An 18521-nucleotide genomic window follows, 5' to 3' on the forward strand; every position below is an offset into this window, starting at 1 on the left:
TCTAAGACCGACATGCGGCGCATTGCTGACCGGGATTCTATGGGCCGACAGTGGACTGGCAGCTTCAGGCTGCGGATCTTCACGAGCGGACATTCAGGTCGGCGTGGGCATCGTCGTGAGCTGACCCGATGCGGACCTTCTGCAGCGGCTTTTCCACGCTCGATAGCAGACGTTCGACGGAACGGGTGATCCTGCCCCGGCAAACACCGATGATGTCAGATAAAGTGCGGCAGACAATGTCATGAGGAAGCGAGGCGACATTTCGCGCTCGGCGACAGCCGGAAGTGATCGACAACCTTTCCAACGTTTTCCTTCGCCATTGACCCATCCTGGTCAAACACCCCAAACCAGTGCGGCTGCATCACCGTTCCTCCGGCGGCTTGAGGTGCCGAAACTGCATCAGCAGCAGCAGATCGTAAGCGATCTTCAGTGCACCGCAGATGAGGAGGGGCCAAGCCCGGAACGAGGCAGCGAACAGAGCGCCCGCCAGCGCGGGACTGGCTGCGGCGGCCAGGCTGCGCGGGACCGATGTGAAGCTCGCGGCGGCTGCCCTCTCCACCTCGGTGACAACCGCCATCACGTAGGAAGAGCGCGTGGGCACATCCATCTGCGAAAGTGCGGCGCGAATCAGCAGCAAAGCGAGCGCCAGAGGGAGCGTCGGCGCAAGCGCCGCCAGCATCAGGGCCAGGCTGGACGGAATATGTGTGAACACCATTGTGTTGATGAGCCCGATGTGCCGAGACAGCCAAGCTGCAACGGGGAATGAGAACGCCGAAAGTACGCCCGACCAGAAGAAGAAAAAGCCCGCTTCCGAGAGCGACAGGTCGAATTTTTCGAAAAGCCATAGGGCAAGCAGCGACTGGACGACAAAGCCGCCGGCGAAAGCATCAAGGCTAAAAAGTGCCGCAAGCTTGAAAACAATATTGCGCGAGGGGCCGAGCGCGGACGCGGTGCCGGCGTCCGACGTCGGACGGCGCCGCGGGATCCGCTCATAAAGGAGGCCCCCGAACAGGCCGAGCAATGCATAGAGCACGAACATCGCCTTGATACCGGTGAGTTGGTCGAGGCCGACTGGAGCCAGAAGATCAGGGGTTGCCGAAGCGAGCGCGCCAACGGCGCCTGCGAGCGCACCCACAAGGCTGTAACGCGCGAACATCTTGGTCCGCGCGGCGTCAGTGACCTCACGTGTGAGCACGGCATGCTCCAAGGGCACGAAGACGCTGACGCTGCCGGCCGATGGGTTGATTGTGCCTGCGAACGCGATCAACAAAAGCAGGGCGTAGTCGTGGACCACAGCAAAGGCCGCACCCGTGGCGACCATCAGACTTGCGGCGGCAAGCAGGAGTTGGCGGTGATCGTACCGGGCGCCAAGGAGTCCGAAACCGATGGTCAAGAGCGCTGAACCGAGAAGCGACGCGGTCGCGATGACGCCGACCTGCAGAGGTGCAAAGCCTAATGCGAGGAGATAGACCGGCAACAGAACGGCCACGAAGCCGTCACCCATGTCGCGCAAGGCTCGAGCCGCAAAAAGGAAAGTCGCCGGGTGAATCCGCTGCACTGATCTAGCCTGCCCTCATCGCCTGCGTCGGCACCACGGGCTTGGGGCAGCGTCGCTCGACAGGGCTGGGAGATCATGACGGAGTCGCGTTAGACATTCCAGCGAGGCGAAGGCCATGAAGTTCGGGAAGTGGGTCAGAATTCCCCATGATCTTGCTTTGGTAATGTCCAGGAAGGGGCCACTGTCCGCCAGCCTTTCGGGGCCGTAGAATGAACCCGCTGCGCGGGAGGGCGCGCCCGCGGTTGAGGTAGAGATCAAGAACCGGCCGTTGCTTCGTGTTCACGCTGCCCGCCGAGGTCGCCGACATCGCCTTCCACAACAAGGCGGCGGTCTACGACCTGCTGTTCCGTGCGGCATCGGAGACGATGCTAACGATCGCGGCGGATCCGAAGCATCTCGGCGCGCATCAGCATCACCGCAGTGCTCCATACCTGGGGCTCGGCGATGATACACCATCCGCACGTGCACATGATCGTGCCGGGCGGTGGCATCTCGCCGGACGGAAGCCGGTGGATATCGTCGCGTCCGGGCTTCCTGCTGCCGGTGCGCGTGCTCGGCAAGCTGTTCCGCCGCCTGTTCCTCTCTCGGTTGGTCGCGCTGCACGACGCTGGCCGGCTCGCCTTCTTCGGCGCAATTGCTCATCTCGCTGAACGGCGGGCATTCCTGCGCCACCTGTCGCCGGTCCGGAAGAAGCGCTGGGTGGTCTACGCCAAGGCGCCCTTCGCCGGCCCGGAAGCGGTGCTCGCCTACCTGTCGCGCTACACGCACCGGGTCGCGATCTCGAACACCCGCAGCTCATAATCGACGGCGATCTTGCAGTGGCCTTCGGGCTGTCGCGCATGACTGGCATTAAGACCGATGGCACAAAGGTCGACTCCTGGAGCCGGCGAACCATCGTGCTAAGGCGCATCGCCGGTTCTTGGAAAATCATCCACGAACATGCCAGCTTCCCTATGGCTATGGACGGAAGTGGGCGCGCTGTGACGGATCTCTTGCCGCAGTTCCGGAACGCCTAATGTCCTCAATAGGGATGTCGGCTTTCACGCGGCAGGGGTTCGTAGGTGAACGGTCGATTTGTGAGGCGCAGAGCAGAAGGTCGGCTTTCAAACCCGGAGCGACAAGAGCGGACCTTTGGTCGGTGCAAGTGTGTCATGACGTGACCCAATGCGGTCGTTCAATTGCGACCGTCGCTTGCTGGAGCTGCGTTAAGTCGGTCGGAGGCCAATGGCATTTTCAATGGAACGCTAATATACATGGAAACCCGAACGAGCAGCGCCTGCCAGATACTTGAGGAATGCCATGCGAAGGCTCATCTTCACGGCAATGTGTATCGCCGCCGCAACAGCCGCTAACGCCCATGATTGGTACGAAGACAAGATTGACCCGCAGACCAAATTCAAGTGCTGCGGTGGTTCTGATTGCCGCGCCGTACCTCGGTCTTCGGTGCGGTCCAGGGTAGACGGTGGTTACACTTATTTGCCGCATAATTTCACCATCCCACGGGACCGTGTACAGGAATCCCCGGACGGGCAATACCATATCTGCGAAAATAAATATGTCGTAACCAATCAGCTGTATTGGCGTTGCTTCTTCGCACCTCGTGTCGATGTGTCTATACTTCTAAAGCATTAACCGCGCATCGCTTCCGCAATTCACATCCGCAAGGTGCTAGTCCATTAATTCTGTTGAACTTTCTTCAAAATTGTCGAAGCTCAAGCCGTGCGCGACTGCCCCAGGGATTTCATTGAGTACGTCGCCGCTACCGAGAGCCTGCGCGCCCCGGGGCGGTAACTCCATGGGGCGCTGCCGCGGGTGATTTCTGGCGGACTCCGCAAATTCGGTGACAGTCCCGATTTTATCGTGTCGGCGCGGCCGTGGTTGTGTAGATTGGCTGTGTGGCCCGCCTTGCCCGCATTGTCCAAGTCCACTCGCCACGTGACGCAACACGGTAACGGCTGGCGATTTCGACCACGATGGACAGCCAAGCGATAGGGGATAACTGGCGCGGGATCATCGGCACGGTTCATGCGGGAGCAGCATTCGCCAGATGCCGGAGCTACGGCTGCAGTCTCGAATTTGACGCATCAGCACTTGCAAATCGTCGGCCGAGGTCTTTTGCTCGCGCGATAGTTGCCCTTGACCGTTGAATGGTTGGCGAACAGATGAACAAAATCGATCGACGGCGGCCAGAGTCAGAAACGGACGCCACCGTAAATGCCGCGAGACTTGGAACTCGGCTGCGCCTCGCCCGCCAGACACGCGGCATGACGCTGAAGAGCCTGGCCGCGGCTGCGAATTGCTCGGAAAGCCTGCTGTCCAAGATCGAGAACGGCAAGGCTTCGCCGTCCCTGCCCATGCTTCACCGTCTGGTCGAGGTTCTCGACACCAACATCGGCTGGATGTTCGAGCAAGTCGATGACGACGAGGCGATCGTATTCCGCGCGGGCGCAAGGCCTTTGATTGCGCTCGACGCGCTACGGCGTGGCGAGGGCATTTCGCTCGAACGCATCATTCCGTATTCGCCTGGCCACCTCTTACAATGCAACATCCATCACATCGAGGCAGACGGCGAGAGCGAAGGTCCGATCCAGCATGCCGGCGAGGAAGTCGGCTACGTCCTCGCCGGCCGGATCGAGTTGATCGTCGACGGCAAGAGCCATGCTCTCGCCATGGGCGATGCCTTCGTGTTCAGGTCGGAGCTGCCGCATCATTACCGCAACATCGGCGAGGAACGCGCTAGCATTTTCTGGGTCAACACGCCGGCGACTTTCTGAGCAACGCTCGGCGTTCATTTGGATTGACAAATATTCAAGTCTCTTGAATGCTTGCCTCGTGCCTGTAGCACCAACGGGAACCAGCCGGTCTGGTCCGCAAGCAAGGGGAACCGAAAATGCGTCTGTTCAAACTTCTCGCCGGCTGTGCCGCCGCCATTGCCATGGGCTCGGCAGCCATGGGATCGGCGCTTGCCGATACGTTCGCACTCGTCAACATCAACCAGCAGGCCCTGTTCTTCAACCAGATCAACGAGGGCGCGCAAGAGGCAGCCGACGCCGCCGGCGCCAAGCTGGTCATTTTCAACGCCAACAATGTGCCGAGCGCGCAGAACGACGCGATCGAGAACTACATCACGCAGAAAGTCGACGGCATCATTCTGGTCGCCATCGACGTCAACGGGGTCAAGCCTGCGATCACCGCGGCTAAGGCGGCCGGCATTCCCGTCATAGCCATCGACGCGCAGATCCCCGACGGCGACAATATCTCGTTCATCGGCGTCGACAACACCAAGGCCGGCGAGGACATCGGCAAATTCTACGCTGACTATGTGAAGACCGAGATGGGCGGCAAGGCCAAGATCGGTATCGTCGGCGCACTCAATTCATTCATCCAGAACCAGCGGCTCGACGGTTTCAAGAAGGCGGTGACCGAAAGCGGCCAGGCCGTCACCTTCCTCGACACGGTCGACGGCCAGAACGTTCAGGAGACTGCCTTGAGCGCTTCGGAAAACCTTATGACCGCCAATCCGGACATGAACTCGCTCTATGCGACCGGCGAACCGGCCTTGCTCGGCGCCGTTTCGGCTGTGACCAGCCAGGGCCGCACCGGCGACGTCAAGGTGTTCGGCTGGGATCTGACCAAGCAGGCCGTTCAGGGCATCGACGACGGCTGGGTGGTCGCGGTCGTGCAGCAGGATCCGGCCGGCGAAGGCAAGGCCGCGGTCGAAGCGCTGGGCAAGCTCAAGAAGGGCGAGAAAATCGATCCGATCATCAATATCCCGGTGACGATCGTGACCAAGAAGAATGTCGACCAATACCGCGCGATGTTCAAGTAAACTGCGTCGGCGACCGAGCCGCGGCGCCGCCTGAAGCTGCGCCGCGGATACCTGGCAATCGCGTGGAATCCCAGATGAGCAGTGGCCAGACCTATCGGGTGCGGATGAGCGGCATCTCAAAGCGTTACAACGCCATCCAGACGCTCGATGACGTGTCGCTGACGCTGAAGCCGGGCGAGGTGCTGGGGCTGGTCGGCGACAATGGCGCCGGCAAGTCGACATTGAGCAAGGTGCTGTCGGGGGCTGTGGTTCCCGACGCCGGCACCATCGAGATCGACGGCAAGCCGGTGATCTTCAGCTCGCCGGCGGACGCACGTGCGGCGCGCGTCGAGATGGTCTACCAGGACCTGTCGCTCTGCGACACGGTCGATGTCGCCGGCAATCTGTTTCTCGGCCGCGAGCCGCGCCGCCGCATCGCCGGCATTTCCTTTCTCGACAAGAAGCGTATGCACGACGAGACGCGCCAGATGCTCGATCGGCTCGGTATCGTCATTGCCGACACGCGGCTCAAGGTCGAAAACCTCTCCGGCGGGCAGCGCCAGTCGATTGCCATCGGCCGCGCCGCCTCGTTCGAGCCGGCCGTGCTGATCATGGACGAGCCGACTGCAGCGCTTGCGGTGGCCGAGGTCGAGGCGGTGCTCGAGCTGATCCGCGCGGTCAGCGCGCGCGGTGTCAGCGTCATCCTGATCACCCATCGGTTGCAGGATCTGTTCCTCGTCTGCGATCGCATCCAGGTCATGTATGAAGGGCGCAATGTCGCCGAGCGGCTGATCGGCGAGACCAATATCGAAGACGTGGTCAACCTGATCGTTGGCCGCAAGTTCAGTGCGCGTTCCGCCACCAATGGCCATCGCGGTGGAGCGCCGCCATGAGCGACACGATCCACGCCGCCCAGCCCTCACGAGTGCACAAGGGCACCTGGCGCGATGCGCTGCTCGCCAATGGCAGTGTCGTCTCGATCGCGCTGTTCTTTCTGGTCGTCTGCATCATCTTCTCGGTTGCGACCGACGCCTTTCTGACGTCGCCCAATCTGTTGAACATCCTGCGGCAGTCGGCGCCGCTGCTGATCGTCGCCGCGGCAATGACTTTCGTCATCACCACTGGCGGCATCGATCTTTCGGTCGGCTCGGTACTGGCGCTGGTGGCGACGCTGTCGGCGACGCTTTTGCAGTTCGGCCTGCCATGGCCAGTCGCTATCCTCGCCATGTTGGCGCTCGGTGCCCTGCTTGGCGCGGTGCAAGGCTATTTCATCGCCTATGAGGGCATCCCGTCCTTCATCGTCACGCTTGCCGGGCTTTCGGTGATCCGTGGCGTGGCGCTGCTGATCACCGGCGGCTATTCGATCCCGATCGAGCCCGGAAGCGCTTTCACCGTGCTGGGCCGTGCCTGGTTCCTTGGCGTGCCGGTGCCGGCGCTGATCGCGCTGTCGATCCTGGCCATCGCCTATCTCGCCTTCAACGAGACGCCGTTCGGCCGCTATGTCACCGGCATCGGCGCCAACGCTGAGGCGGTGCGGCGCGCCGGCGTCAACACGCGGCAGACGACGCTCTTCGTCTATGTGATTTCCGCCGCCGCGGCAGCCCTTGCCGGAATCATCATTGCTGCCCGGCTTGGATCGGGATCCTCGAATGCCGGACAGGGTTTCGAACTGGAAGTCATCGCCGCCGTCGTGCTCGGCGGCACCAGCCTGTTCGGCGGCCGTGGAACGATCATCGGCACCGTGCTCGGCGCGCTGACCGTGGCCGTCATCGGCAACGGCCTGATCCTGGCCCATCTGTCGCCATTCCTGACGCCGATCGTCACCGGAACGATCATCCTGGTCGCCATCTGGCTGAACTTCCGCCTGTTCCGTGGCGCGGTGCGAAGCCGATGAGTGATCTCTTCGATGACGCAGCGCCCGGGCAACCGCTGGCGATTGGGGTCGAAACCGGCCATGTGATGACCGTGCTCGGCCCGCTTCCGGTCGAGGAGATGGGCGTCACGCTGATGCACGAGCACATCTTGCTCGACGGCGCGCGCAGCTGGAAATGCCCCTGCCATCCCGATGACATGGCGATCGCCGAGCAGCCGGTGAACATCGAGATCATCGGCGAGTTGCGCATGAACCCTTACGTCAACCGCGACAACGTTTCGCTCGACGACGCCGACCTGGCGCTGTCGGAGCTGCAGCGCTATCGCGCGCTGGGCGGCCACACCGTCGTCGATGCCACCAATATCGGCATCGGCCGCAATCCCGAAAAGCTCGCCCGCATCAGCCGCATGTCCGGCCTGAAGATCGTCATGGGCACCGGCTTCTATCTCGAGCACACCCATCCCGAATGGCTGAAGGCCATGGATGTGGACGCGGTGACCGAATTCATCGTCAACGATGTCGGCGGCGGCGAGACGCAGCCGCCGATCATGGCCGGGCTGATCGGCGAGGTCGGCGTCAGCAAGGATTTCACCGCCGAGGAGCGCAAGTCGCTGACAGCTTCGGCGCGCGCCTCGCGCATCACCGGCGTGCCGCTGTCGATCCATCTGCCGGGCTGGGAGCGGCTGGCGCACGAGGTGCTCGATATCGTCGAGGCCGAGGGCGCCGATCTTCGTCACACGGTGCTCTGTCACATGAACCCGAGCCACGACGACCCCGACTACCAGACAAGCCTCGCCCGGCGCGGCGCGTTCCTCGAATACGACATGATCGGCATGGACTATTACTATGCCGACCAGGACGCGCAATCGCCCTCCGACGAGGAGAATGCACGGGCTATCGCGAACCTTGTCGAGGCCGGTTTCGGCGACCGCCTTCTGTTGTCGCAGGACGTCTTCCTCAAGATCATGCTGACGCGCTTCGGCGGCTTCGGCTATGGCTATATCCTGAAGCATTTCATACCGCGCCTGAAACGTCACGGCGTCGAGCAGGCGGCCATCGACCGCATGCTGATCGCCAATCCGAAGAGCGTGTTCGCGCAGCTCTAAGCGGCCGAGAGTTACGACGGGAGTTCAAATGTCCAAGAAAAAGATCCTGCTTGCCGGCGAATCCTGGGTGTCGACCGCGACCCACATCAAGGGCTTCGACCAGTTTCCGACCGTTACCTACCACACCGGCGCCGACGAATTGCTGGGCGCGCTGCAGGCGACCGATTTCGACGTCACCTTCATGCCGGCGCATGAGGCGCAGCGCGGCTTTCCGCAGACGATGGAGGCGCTGTCGGCCTATGACGCGGTCGTGCTATCCGACATCGGCGCCAACACGCTGCTGCTGCATCCCGACACCTGGGTCCACTCGAAGCCGACACCGAACCGCCTGCGCCTGCTGCGCGATTATGTCAGCGGCGGCGGCGGTCTGTTGATGTTCGGCGGCTACTATAGTTTCCAGGGCATCAACGGCGGGGCGCGCTACCGCAAGACGCCGGTCGAGGACGTGCTGCCTGTGAACTGCCTGGCCTATGACGACCGCGTCGAGGTTCCGGAAGGTTTTGCGCCCGTACCGAAACCAGGGTCGACACATCCCATCCTCAGGGGCCTTGGTTCGGACTGGCCGATCCTGCTCGGCTTCAACGAGGTGAGGCTGAAGGACGGTGCGGAAGTTCTGGCTACCGTGTCGTCGGACTATGGCTCGCTGCCGCTGCTCGTCACCGGCCACTATGGCAAGGGCCGCACCGTGGCCTGGACATCCGATGTCGGGCCGCATTGGCTGCCGCCGCAGTTCATCGCCTGGCCAGGCTACAAGACCCTGTTCGAACAGATGCTGGGCTGGGCGACCGGTGAGAGCTGAGCCATGCGCGTCCACGTCGTCGGCAATGCCTGCGTCGACACCATGTTTCGCGTCGGCCGCTTCCCGGCCGCGGGCGAGACTTTGAATGCCGTGAGCTATGCCGACGGGCTCGGCGGCAAGGGCGCCAACCAGGCAGTCGCAGCAGCACGGACTGGTGCAGAGGTGACGTTCTGGACGGCGCTCGGCAAGGACCCAGCTGGCGCATGGATCAGGAGCCGCCTCGACAACGAGCTGTCCGACCTTGAGGTCAGCCAATTCGAGCTGCCGAGTGACCGCTCGACCATCGTCGTCGATCGAGGCGGAGAGAATTTCATCGTCAGCGGCGTCGGCTGCGTCGAAGCCTTCGACCCGGTGGCGCAGACAGCACTTGTCCGCTGGATCGCTCCCGGCGACATCCTCGTCTGCCAGGGAAATCTACGGACTGCCGTGACCAATGCCTGCCTCAGAGCAGCAAAGGGAAACGGTGCGCGCACCGTTCTCAACGCCAGCCCGATCGATGCGATTTCGCTGCCCGATCTCGGCCTGGCGGAGGTTCTGGTGGTCAACCAGTCCGAAGCGCAAATCCTGACCGGCCGGGATGACATAACAGCAGCAGCCGGCGCGCTGGTGGCCAAAGGCGCAGGCGCCGTCGTCATCACCCTCGGTGCCGCAGGCTGTATCGTGCTTGGCACGGACCGGACGGAACCGCTTCGCTTGCCGGCGCCGAAGGTCGAAGCGCTCGACACCAGCGGCGCGGGCGATGTGTTCTGCGGCTGCCTCGCCGGCGGGCTTGCGCGGGGCATGCCGGTCATCTCGGCGCTGAAGCTGGCGCTCGCCGCCGCCGCAATCGCCGTGACACGGCCGGGCACGCTGGCATCCTGTCCTTCCGCCTCCGAGATGGCGGCGCTCATCGATCAAATGGAGCTCTCATGACCCAGATCGGCCAATCCGGCGGCGACGCGCTCGTGGACCTTTTCGGCCGCACCAAGGTGGTGATCGGCGTCGTTCACCTGGCGCCGCTGCCCGGCGCGCCGCGCTATGATGGCGAGGCGATCGAGGCGATTTACCAGCGCGGGCTCGACGATGCCCGGGCCTATCTCGATGGCGGCTGCGACGGCGTCATCGTCGAGAACCATGGCGACATCCCCTTCGCCAAGCCTGACGATATCGGACCGGAGACGGCGGCCTATATGGCTGTCGTCTCAGACCGCATCCGCCGCGAGCTCGGCAAGCCGATCGGCATCAATGTGCTGGCCAATGCCGCCATCCCGGCCTTGGCGATCGCTAGCGCCGCCGGCGCCGGCTTCGTCCGCGTCAATCAGTGGGCGAATGCCTATGTCGCCAATGAGGGCTTTGTCGAAGGCGAATCGGGCCGTGCGGCACGCTACCGCGCCAGGCTGCGCGCCAACGGCATCCGCATTTTCGCCGATGCCCATGTCAAGCATGGCGCACACGCCATCGTCGCCGACCGCCCAGTGGAGGAACTGGTCAAAGACCTGGTCTTCTTCGACGCCGACGCCATCATCGCCACCGGCCAGCGCACCGGCCACGCCGCCGATTTGGGCTACATAAGCATGATCAAGCAGGCCGCCGGCCTGCCGACGTTGGTCGGCAGCGGCGTGACGCCGGACAACGCCAACGATATCCTCGCCATTGTCGACGGGGTCATCATCGCCAGCGCGCTGAAGCACGACGGCGTCTGGTGGAACCAAGTCGACTCTGCTCGAGTAAAGGCGTTCATGGGTGGTCTGAGGCGATAGCTGACTTCAACCCCCCACCGCACCGAAGGGCCGCAGTCACCCGCGCGAGGGGCGGGAGCTCTTCGGGCTCGCCCGCCGCCCAGAGCAAAAGATGGGCATCGAGCAGAAGTTTCATGCGTCGCCGCCAAACAGCTTCCCGATTTCCTCATCGGCCATGCGATCAACATCGTCTGGAACTGAAAACTGCCCGGCCATAAACCCAACGCGACGCATTTCACCGGCCGCAGGTGTGTCTATGGCAATGACCTTCACTATCGGCTTGCCGGATTTCGCAATCATGAAGGATTGACCTTTGGCCGCCCTATCGACAAGACGAGACAGATGCGTCTTGGCCTCGTGAATATTGACGGAGTACATTGCGGGCCTCACGACTTAGTCCATGCAACTTAGTCTACTCGGGTCAATCTTCAACTAGTGAGCGACTTCCTCGCGCCTAGCCGGCTCCTAGTCTAGGAGTCGTGCTTCCGGGCCTATGCTTGACAGCGCATGACGGCGCTCGGCTCACTATGGAAACCTGCACTCCCGGCACGGTCAATCAAACTTGGCACCTGCCTCTCCCGCCTGCCGCGCCTCGATAATTGTGGCGCGCGACAAACAGAATCCGATTGCTCGCGGCAGCTCTAACAGACGCGACAGCACAGTGCGAAAGACCACCGCGGAAAACTTAGGAAAGAAGCTGTACGGATTGTCCCTGCGCCGAAAGCAGTTTGACGGCCTTCCGGTCAAACGAGACGAACGTCTCCCCGCCAAGCCAGCCGCCGTCAAAAGCGATCACGCCGTCCGCGAAATCGCCGCCGGCATCGAGGACTGACAGCCCTGCCTCAACTGCCGGCCGGTTGATGACAACATTCGCGGTGTTCAGCAACGCCCGGATCGCAGCGGCAACATTTTCGCGCTCTGTCTGGTATTGCCTGGCCAGAACCCAGGCGAACTCGCACAGGGCCTGCAAGCTCACGGCCACGATGTCCGCTTTGGCCAGCAGGTCGACGGCAACGGCCGCCTGCCCCTCATCATCGGCGACATAGGCGCGCAGCAGCACATTCGTGTCGGCCGTAACCCTCATTCCTTTCCGGACCCGGCCGCGGCGCCCGCTTCCGCTATCGCCTCGTTGATCTCCTCGATGCTGAGCACCCGGCCGTTCGTCTTGCCTCTGAGGAAGCCGTGGAGGTCCCGGAACGACCCTTTCGCCCGTGCCGCCTTCAATTCCGCCCGACCGTCGGGCAGCAGATCAAGCTCGATCTTCTCGCCCGGCTTGATGCCCAGATGTTGCAGCACGTCCTTGCGGAACGTCACCTGTCCCCTTGTCGTCACTGTCAACGTTGTCATATTAAACATTTCCTGTTCATCGCAATAAGATAATGCAAATCTGCATTATTATCAATGCAGATCGTCGGGGCCAAGCTTGGCGTCCATGCGGCGACAGAATCGCATTCCTGCCGTTTAGAAAGCCGCCAGGCACTGTGGATTCGCTCTCGCCCCCTCGTTCGGCAGATTCGTTGATTTCCCAACGTCGAGTGGATCACGAACGGTCGCTTCGAATATCTCGAGATAGCTTTTTCGACGTTGCGGCCGGTCTGGACCACTGGCCTCCATCTGCTCTGCGATCATCTTCAGATTTTCCGCCGCCGGCCAGAAACGACCATCACCTTGGCGAATTCGCTCATAGCGGACAAACAGGGCAGGTCAGCAACGATTAGCGGATCCAAAGGGCTCGCGCACTTCCGTGCTAATGGACGTCTTGCAACCGATGCCGACCGGTTGCCCAAGAAAGCGCTTCTTCGAGCCTGTCGTCTCCCCAAAAAGTTTCGCCATTTACCACGAAGGCAGGCGAACCGAAAATTCCGTATCCGCGCGCCGCATCGGTTTCCATCTTGAGCCGCTCGTGGGCGGCGGGTGCGTTGGCCTGAGCGATCACCGCATCCACGTCTTTGCCGAGTGGCCGAAGCACGTGTTCAAGGTGGGCTCTGTCGCCAAGGGCCACGCCTTCCAAATACCAAGCCTTGAAGCTCTCGATTGTATAGGCCCCACACCAGCCGCCTTCCGCGGCGACCATAGCAACCCTGTTGGCCAGAAGGTCGGGGTCGGTTGGCCAGATGGGGTGCATTTACGAAGGGTAGCGCGTGAGTTCGCGCCCTGCGCTGCACGTCACGCCACATATATTTGACCTTGGCGGTCTGCGAGCGAAGCGCAATGTTGTTTTCCGCCATGACGGTGCGGACATTGAATGGACGCCATCTGACGGTAATGCCAGCGTCCCTCGCCAAAGGCCGATACGCATGACGGAGAGGTATGCATAACCACTCCCAAGGAAATAGAAAAATTCGAGTTGCCTCATCCGCTGTCTCCTCGACACTGTCTGGAGCCCGGGCGTTCACGCGATCGTCGACGCCACCACTACGCTGCCAGCTGCCCTTACCAAGACTTCACGCGTCGCCTCCCAGTTTCCTGGGCGTCATGGCGCATCGAAGGCATCCTGCCCAAACATCAGGGTAATTGCTGAGTTCCTGTATTGCGCAAGCGAGATCCCTGTCTTCGTTCTGTGAATAGGCTTGCCGAATTGCTTGCCAACCACGCAACGTTACAGTGGAAGAGACGATCCACCTGGCATCTTCCGCCTACGCTGAAGCACAAGCTGCTGCCTTGAGCCGGTTCACGAGCTGCAAGGTTTTCTCTCGTGATTTGGGCAAGGTCTAAGCCAAAGCCAACTATGGCCTCCTAGCCTCTCGGCGCACACTTTCGCCCAACGTTGGAGCGTAGGCAATATTGTATTAGCATCAGTCGTCTAATCGCGGACCGAAATGCAAGCCCAAATTTGTATTGAGGTGTCGTTTGCCGGGAAGCACGGTCGTCTTCGCGGTCGACATGAAGCCGCCGCATGATGGGCTTCGCGAGGGATGGAGCCTTCCAGGGTTTGAAACGCAATCGCGAGCGTTGTGACGCCAACGATGCAACTGACACAGCGGAATGGCTCGGCCCACGTCCTGGCAGGGACGTCTCGTTACGGCTCGGGTAGGCGCATTCGAACTTCCTTATGGTCAGGCCACGATGGCTTCTTCCCGGTTGAACAACTCACCGGATTTTAGCATCGCATGCATGATGACAGCGAGCTTGCGGGCGACAGCGACAGTTGCCCGCTTGAAGCCGATCTTCTCACGCAGCTTCAGCCCCCATGTGCGCAGACTGCTGTCAGCCCGGCTGCGCGTCAGGATCACGACTGCGGCCTCATAGAGAAGTCCTCTCAGATGAGGATCCCCACGCCGCGAGATATGACCATCATAATCGACTTCGCCGGATTGATAGCGTCGGGTTGTCAAACCCAGCCACGCGCCGACAGCGCGCGATGTCTTGAAGTTCGATGGATCCTCGATGGCGCCGATGAATGAAGTCGCAGTGATGGTGCCGACGCCGGGGATCGACATCAACAGCTGGCATGCGTCATTGTGCCGGGCCTTGGCGACGAGCTGCTGTCCAAGTTCAGCAGCGCGGGCGCGCATGCTGAGCCAAGCCTCGAGAAGGGGCAGGACAATCCGGGCAAGCTCTTCCTGATCGGCCAGCAGGCGCCGGACGTCGGCTTCGAACTTGCCGCCCTTGCTTCGCGGAATGATCAGCCCGAACGTCTTCATGAGCCCGCGGATCTGGTTGGAGAGCTCGGTCGTGATCTTGACCAGCCGGCTCCGCGCGGCCACCAGCGTGCGGCTCAGCATGCTGTCATAGCCCTTCACCCGCACCTCGCGATAGAAGCCGACCTCGGCCAGATGCGCCAAGCCGTCGGCATCGTTTGCGTCCGTTTTGTTCGGCGCCATGTCCAGCGCGGCCTTGGCATGCCGGGCGTCGATGCAGATCGCCGGAAGTCCTTCGGCGCTCAAGGCATGATAGAACCACACCGACAAGGGTCCGGTCTCGAACACTACCCGCTTGGCCGCTGGCGCCCGCTTGCGGAGAACGTCCGCGACCAAGCTCGGATCAGAGGGACATTTGCCGCGCCAGATCCTTTTGCCGCCACGCCGCACAGAAATCGCCGTCTCTTTCAAAGACACGTCGAGACCGATATATTCGCTCATGGTTGTTCTCCGTTCGATGCTTGGGCCCGGCGTCCAGTCGTGAGCCCGTACTTCCATCCTATCGGGGAACAACCACCCGCTCTTCAATATGTGACCGTTTCCGGCTTCAGGGCGACTCGCTCCGCGATTACCCCATGTTTGAATACCGCCATCGTCGCTCCCGGCTCAGCCCCTGGCGCGGCGAATAGGCAGTGGTGGCCATCACCGCCGGGCGGCGCAGGGCGCGGGCCTATCCGCGTCTCAGCCGCAGCTCGCGCGTGACTCCCGGCGACAAGATTCGAACTCTGACCCTAGAGTCGTAGTTACTAATGTCAAATAGTTGTTTTGAACCAATTGCTTAATCAAAACATCGTTTTCGAAAGCCTTGGAAATCCAAGATCATCGGATCGCCTAGAGTAGAGGCTTCGTCTCGCGCACTTCCCGGTTCTGTCCGCGCGGTCTATCCAGCCGTTGGCGATTGAGCAGCATGGAATCGCCGAATTCATGGATGCGATATCGGTGCTCGGCGAAGGCTGCGGAGGCCTTGGCGAGCAGAGCATCGTCGGCAAAGGCGCGCAGCAGCTCGAAATGGCTTTCGCCGGGCTGGTGGACGCCTGTCAGAATTGTATCGACCAGGCGAAGTGGCGTGCCCAGCGCGATGCGCCCTGTCGCAATGCCATTTCCGGCACGCACATTGCCGTCGGGGTTGGCAGCTGCCTCAAGCGCGCGCACCACGCTCGTGCCGATTGCGATGATACGGCTTCCGCGGAGCTTCGCCCGCGCGACCTGCGCCGCGGTGCGCCCGGGAATGAGGTACGGTTCGTCGAAAGGGAGGCGCAAGTCGAGCGCGGGGTCGCCGGTGGAAGACACGCCCGCGGCATGAGTGAGTGTTGCGAAGCCCACGTCGCGCCGACGCCAGGCCTGGAGCGTGCGCCAGTCGAGTGCGAAGCCTGCCGATGGCGCCTCGAACGCCACCGGCCCGGCGGCAATCTTCGTCCAAACATTCCAAAGGGCCAACGGTTCGCGAACATGGGCATATTGGATCGGCCGGCCGTGCCGCGCCAGTCCTGCAAGCACCGCTGCGCGGTTGCCCGGGAAGCGCAACTCGAGAAGGCGAGGATGGTCGAGAAGGCACTCTATGACGGCTTCAAGCCGGCCGAGCCGGAGGTGATCGCCTGGTGATACCGGGGGCGGAGGCAGCCGATTTTCCGTGCGCATGCGGTGATTGCCCGCGCCGAAGGCAATCGCTACGAAGCGGGTTGGGTCGGGAAATGTCAGCCAGCCTGCCAGGCGGATCTCGATCGCCTCGTCGCTGGGAAGATGCGTGCCGCGCAAGCTGGCAGGCAAGGTGGCGGCGTCATTGGCTACGACCAGATCGCCGGCATCGAACAGTGTCGCGAGTTCAGTGCGCGGCAGGTCGCGCGTCGCGCCGTCTGCCTCGACGACGAGCAGCCTGGCGGCGCGCCGATGCGGACGGTCGGCGGCAATCATCCGCGTGTCTCGGCAAGAAGTGTTGCGCCGGCCGGCAACGCATCGAGCATCTTTTCGATGATCTCGGCAGCAGCCAGGTCGGGACGCTTCAATGTCGACGGATCGGCGTCAGGAAGCGCCAGCGCGTGCAGCGGGGTGTCCATATCGCCAGGGTCGAGCGCGAGGTGCCGGATGCCGTCGGCCTTCGCCTCCTCGTCCCAAATCGCCGTCAGTTGAGCAAGAGCGGCCTTGCTCGCACCATACGCGCCCCAGCCGGGATAGGCGTTCACCGCCGCGTCGCTGGAGATGTTGATCACCAGCGCGCCACGGTCCTCGCGCGCGGACGCGGCAAGTGCACCGAACAGTGCTTTCGTCAGCCGAAACGCGCCGATGAGGTTGACCGCAAGCGCTTTTTCCAGCTCCTCGCACTCGGTATCGGCAAGGAGCGCCAGTGGAACGGGCCCGAGGCTCGACGCATTGTTGATCAGAACGTCGAGCCCGCCTAGGCTCGCGGTGACCTGCAACGCGATCGGGTAGATGTCGTCCTTTTTGCCGACGTCGCCGACAATGCCATGTGCGCCCGTCTCGTCGGCGATGCGTTCGACATTCGCGGCCGTGCGGGCGACGAAGGCGACGCACGCACCCTGTGCGGCAAGCTGCCGCACAAGCGCCAGTCCGAGGCCGGACGTGCCGCCCGTGACTGCTACACGAAGTCCCTGAAGATCAATGTTGGTCAGCATTGACGATACTCCTTCAATCGGTACAACTCATTGGTACAAGCTGAAGTTAACTTGAGGTCAAGCATTCATTCCGTGGATCGATCTCACGTATCGCGGCGCACCTTCGCCTTGTCGGCCAGCGGGCTGATCGCATGCGAGCGGGCCGGAACGGGCGCAAGCGCAGCCGCGATCATGCCGAGCCGGATTGCCTTATCGGTCTTGACGCCGCGTATTGGCTGTCGATCGAGGCGATTGGCTCCGAGTTCGCCGTGATTATCAGGCCGGTGAAGGAAGCGTATCGCCGTGCAAGCGCCATCAGGTCGCGGCGGCGGAAACAATTCTCAGCCTCGCCGAACGCCACCAGTACACTACCAATCTGCAGGCGCGGGGCTTGGGAGGCTCGCGATCGAATCTGGTCGGACTGATGCTGCCCATCCACGACAATCGTTACTTCTCCGCCACGGCGCAGACTTTTGAGGGACATGTGCGCAGCCGGGGCCAATGCCCGGTCGTGGTCAGTGCCAGCCGCGACCAGGAGAGGAACGGCGGACGCGGAGACGTTTTCCCGATGACGGCGGCTTCGCCGGCTGACCAAGGCCCACCGGCTTCACTCAACCAAAGAAATATGATCATGATCTGGACCGAGACGATCGGCTTCCTCGGAAGCTTCTCCACCGTTCTCACCTACTCAATGAAAGCCATGCTGTGGCTGCACATCAGTGCTGAGCTGTTTGTGCTTTTGCCTATGGCGCCCTCATTGGCAGCCTATCCCTGAGCCTGTTGGAACTGATGCTGCTGCCGATCAATGCCTGGCGCCTGTTCGAACTTTTCCATCAAACTTAGCCGGGCCGAATTCAGGGGCCTGAAAATGCCAACACCGCATCTCTGGCTGCTGCTCCGGTCGGCGCTTTCCTTCTGGGTGCTCGGCCGGATCTGGCTTGTGATCGCCGTTAGCGTGCGCTTTCAGGAAGTGGCAGAGCTCGTCGCAACGGCCGAGACGAGGCGCAAACTCGCCTAGCGCCTCAACGCCGCATAGTTCCGCTTTTGATGGGCGACAGTGGACCGGCGGCTTTCGGGATCACCATCTTCCCTGCCGAACAGCTGTGATGCGGCGCACTGCTGAAATCCAGCCCCGTAACTGAGCGGTGGCTTTTCAGAACACGATGGCCTCTCGGCGAAGTCGAGAGGCCATCGTGATCAGATCTCGGTTCCCTCGGCGAGTGTGAGCGCGTCCCCGACCTCGACATCCGGATGGCGAACGGTATTCTCGATCTTGGTGTGCCCAAGCAGGATCTGAACCACCCGGAGGTTGCCTGTTGCCTTATAAGAAGCGGATCGAAACCGGAAGTTCGACGCGAATTCAACAGAGAGCTCGCCGGCTGTTCACGGCTGCTCTACGCGCTCAGTCC

The 18521-nt window shown here is 62.0% G+C and carries 18 protein-coding genes and 3 pseudogenes; 12 read left to right on the top strand and 9 right to left on the bottom strand.

Annotated elements, in window-relative coordinates; translation table 11 throughout:
* Positions 1–361: 361 nt before the first annotated feature.
* A complete protein-coding gene (locus tag NKG95_RS20800; RefSeq protein ID WP_353042275.1) occupies positions 362–1504 on the bottom strand; it encodes an MFS transporter in 1143 nt (380 codons plus the stop codon).
* A 329-nt stretch (positions 1505–1833) separates the two neighbouring features.
* Here NKG95_RS20800 and NKG95_RS20805 point away from each other — a divergent pair.
* The 10 genes and pseudogenes from NKG95_RS20805 to NKG95_RS20850 all read left to right on the top strand — a co-directional run.
* Positions 1834–2350: pseudogene (locus NKG95_RS20805) on the top strand (IS91 family transposase); the annotation flags it as partial.
* Positions 2351–2376: 26 nt separating this feature from the next.
* Entirely contained in the window at positions 2377–2574 is a 198-nt protein-coding gene (locus tag NKG95_RS20810) for a nuclear transport factor 2 family protein (RefSeq protein WP_502913972.1), read from the top strand.
* Between the two features lie 1146 nt (positions 2575–3720).
* The gene (locus NKG95_RS20815; RefSeq protein ID WP_353042279.1) at positions 3721–4332 is read left to right on the top strand and encodes a cupin domain-containing protein; all 612 of its coding nucleotides are present in this window, start codon (positions 3721–3723) and stop codon (positions 4330–4332) included.
* 116 nt (positions 4333–4448) lie between these two features.
* Complete coding sequence (locus NKG95_RS20820) at positions 4449–5387, top strand: ABC transporter substrate-binding protein (protein ID WP_353042280.1); 939 nt, start codon at positions 4449–4451, stop codon at positions 5385–5387.
* A 74-nt stretch (positions 5388–5461) separates the two neighbouring features.
* On the top strand, positions 5462–6259 hold the full coding sequence (locus tag NKG95_RS20825) for an ATP-binding cassette domain-containing protein (protein ID WP_353042282.1): 798 nt from the start codon (positions 5462–5464) through the stop codon (positions 6257–6259).
* Positions 6256–7260, top strand: a complete 1005-nt coding sequence (locus NKG95_RS20830; RefSeq protein ID WP_353042284.1) for an ABC transporter permease — start codon at positions 6256–6258, stop codon at positions 7258–7260. Before NKG95_RS20825 ends, NKG95_RS20830 begins: the two co-directional genes overlap by 4 nt.
* Positions 7257–8345 (top strand): phosphotriesterase family protein, encoded by a 1089-nt coding sequence (locus NKG95_RS20835; RefSeq protein WP_353042285.1) that lies wholly within the window; start codon positions 7257–7259, stop codon positions 8343–8345. The genes NKG95_RS20830 and NKG95_RS20835 overlap by 4 nt, the downstream gene beginning before the upstream one ends.
* Before the next feature lie 28 nt (positions 8346–8373).
* Entirely contained in the window at positions 8374–9144 is a 771-nt protein-coding gene (locus tag NKG95_RS20840; RefSeq protein ID WP_353042287.1) for a glutamine amidotransferase, read from the top strand.
* A gap of 3 nt (positions 9145–9147) precedes the next feature.
* Entirely contained in the window at positions 9148–10056 is a 909-nt protein-coding gene (locus NKG95_RS20845; RefSeq protein WP_353042289.1) for a ribokinase, read from the top strand.
* Positions 10053–10883, top strand: a complete 831-nt coding sequence (locus tag NKG95_RS20850; protein ID WP_352483923.1) for a BtpA/SgcQ family protein — start codon at positions 10053–10055, stop codon at positions 10881–10883. Before NKG95_RS20845 ends, NKG95_RS20850 begins: the two co-directional genes overlap by 4 nt.
* A gap of 111 nt (positions 10884–10994) precedes the next feature.
* Here NKG95_RS20850 and NKG95_RS20855 read toward each other — a convergent pair whose 3' ends face one another.
* The 7 genes from NKG95_RS20855 to NKG95_RS20885 form a co-directional block, all read right to left on the bottom strand.
* Positions 10995–11240, bottom strand: coding sequence for a type II toxin-antitoxin system Phd/YefM family antitoxin (locus tag NKG95_RS20855; protein WP_353042290.1), 246 nt, complete (start codon positions 11238–11240; stop codon positions 10995–10997).
* 307 nt (positions 11241–11547) lie between these two features.
* Positions 11548–11946: a type II toxin-antitoxin system VapC family toxin gene (locus NKG95_RS20860; protein WP_353042291.1), complete on the bottom strand. Its 399-nt coding sequence runs from the start codon at positions 11944–11946 to the stop codon at positions 11548–11550.
* Entirely contained in the window at positions 11943–12209 is a 267-nt protein-coding gene (locus NKG95_RS20865; protein WP_352641993.1) for an AbrB/MazE/SpoVT family DNA-binding domain-containing protein, read from the bottom strand. The genes NKG95_RS20860 and NKG95_RS20865 overlap by 4 nt, the downstream gene beginning before the upstream one ends.
* 400 nt (positions 12210–12609) lie before the next feature.
* Entirely contained in the window at positions 12610–12987 is a 378-nt protein-coding gene (locus tag NKG95_RS20870) for a DsbA family protein (RefSeq protein WP_353042293.1), read from the bottom strand.
* 931 nt (positions 12988–13918) lie between these two features.
* Positions 13919–14944 carry an IS110 family RNA-guided transposase gene (locus NKG95_RS20875; RefSeq protein WP_353042295.1) on the bottom strand — a complete coding sequence of 342 codons (1026 nt, stop codon included), beginning with the start codon at positions 14942–14944 and terminating at the stop codon, positions 13919–13921.
* Between the two features lie 390 nt (positions 14945–15334).
* Positions 15335–16414 (bottom strand): S-adenosylmethionine:tRNA ribosyltransferase-isomerase, encoded by a 1080-nt coding sequence (locus tag NKG95_RS20880; RefSeq protein WP_353042297.1) that lies wholly within the window; start codon positions 16412–16414, stop codon positions 15335–15337.
* The gene (locus NKG95_RS20885; protein WP_353042299.1) at positions 16411–17133 is read right to left on the bottom strand and encodes an SDR family NAD(P)-dependent oxidoreductase; all 723 of its coding nucleotides are present in this window, start codon (positions 17131–17133) and stop codon (positions 16411–16413) included. The genes NKG95_RS20880 and NKG95_RS20885 overlap by 4 nt, the downstream gene beginning before the upstream one ends.
* Positions 17134–17440: 307 nt before the next feature.
* Here NKG95_RS20885 and NKG95_RS20890 point away from each other — a divergent pair.
* Both NKG95_RS20890 and NKG95_RS20895 read left to right on the top strand, forming a co-directional pair.
* A pseudogene (locus NKG95_RS20890) lies at positions 17441–17650 on the top strand (LacI family transcriptional regulator); the annotation flags it as partial.
* A 330-nt stretch (positions 17651–17980) separates the two neighbouring features.
* Positions 17981–18130, top strand: coding sequence for a hypothetical protein (locus NKG95_RS20895; RefSeq protein ID WP_352464145.1), 150 nt, complete (start codon positions 17981–17983; stop codon positions 18128–18130).
* Between the two features lie 179 nt (positions 18131–18309).
* Here the strand turns inward: NKG95_RS20895 and NKG95_RS34330 are convergent.
* Positions 18310–18447: pseudogene (locus NKG95_RS34330) on the bottom strand (integrase); the annotation flags it as partial.
* Between the last annotated feature and the right edge of the window lie 74 nt (positions 18448–18521).

It is taken from the genome of Mesorhizobium sp. M1423 (genome assembly GCF_040317575.1).
Taxonomy (GTDB): Bacteria; Pseudomonadota; Alphaproteobacteria; order Rhizobiales; family Rhizobiaceae; genus Mesorhizobium.

Bases quoted from the DNA above. Each gene is read 5' to 3' on its own strand.
- NKG95_RS20855 (WP_353042290.1), bottom strand. From the start codon at position 11,240: ATGTACTCCGTCAATATTCACGAGGCCAAGACGCATCTGTCTCGTCTT.
- NKG95_RS20815 (WP_353042279.1), top strand. From the start codon at position 3,721: ATGAACAAAATCGATCGACGGCGGCCAGAGTCAGAAACGGACGCCACC.
- NKG95_RS20845 (WP_353042289.1), top strand. From the start codon at position 9,148: ATGCGCGTCCACGTCGTCGGCAATGCCTGCGTCGACACCATGTTTCGC.
- NKG95_RS20870 (WP_353042293.1), bottom strand. From the start codon at position 12,987: ATGCACCCCATCTGGCCAACCGACCCCGACCTTCTGGCCAACAGGGTT.
- NKG95_RS20840 (WP_353042287.1), top strand. From the start codon at position 8,374: ATGTCCAAGAAAAAGATCCTGCTTGCCGGCGAATCCTGGGTGTCGACC.
- NKG95_RS20880 (WP_353042297.1), bottom strand. From the start codon at position 16,414: ATGATTGCCGCCGACCGTCCGCATCGGCGCGCCGCCAGGCTGCTCGTC.
- NKG95_RS20895 (WP_352464145.1), top strand. From the start codon at position 17,981: ATGCCAACACCGCATCTCTGGCTGCTGCTCCGGTCGGCGCTTTCCTTC.
- NKG95_RS20885 (WP_353042299.1), bottom strand. From the start codon at position 17,133: ATGCTGACCAACATTGATCTTCAGGGACTTCGTGTAGCAGTCACGGGC.
- NKG95_RS20865 (WP_352641993.1), bottom strand. From the start codon at position 12,209: ATGACAACGTTGACAGTGACGACAAGGGGACAGGTGACGTTCCGCAAG.
- NKG95_RS20835 (WP_353042285.1), top strand. From the start codon at position 7,257: ATGAGTGATCTCTTCGATGACGCAGCGCCCGGGCAACCGCTGGCGATT.
- NKG95_RS20830 (WP_353042284.1), top strand. From the start codon at position 6,256: ATGAGCGACACGATCCACGCCGCCCAGCCCTCACGAGTGCACAAGGGC.
- NKG95_RS20850 (WP_352483923.1), top strand. From the start codon at position 10,053: ATGACCCAGATCGGCCAATCCGGCGGCGACGCGCTCGTGGACCTTTTC.
- NKG95_RS20825 (WP_353042282.1), top strand. From the start codon at position 5,462: ATGAGCAGTGGCCAGACCTATCGGGTGCGGATGAGCGGCATCTCAAAG.
- NKG95_RS20860 (WP_353042291.1), bottom strand. From the start codon at position 11,946: ATGAGGGTTACGGCCGACACGAATGTGCTGCTGCGCGCCTATGTCGCC.
- NKG95_RS20875 (WP_353042295.1), bottom strand. From the start codon at position 14,944: ATGAGCGAATATATCGGTCTCGACGTGTCTTTGAAAGAGACGGCGATT.
- NKG95_RS20800 (WP_353042275.1), bottom strand. From the start codon at position 1,504: ATGGGTGACGGCTTCGTGGCCGTTCTGTTGCCGGTCTATCTCCTCGCA.
- NKG95_RS20820 (WP_353042280.1), top strand. From the start codon at position 4,449: ATGCGTCTGTTCAAACTTCTCGCCGGCTGTGCCGCCGCCATTGCCATG.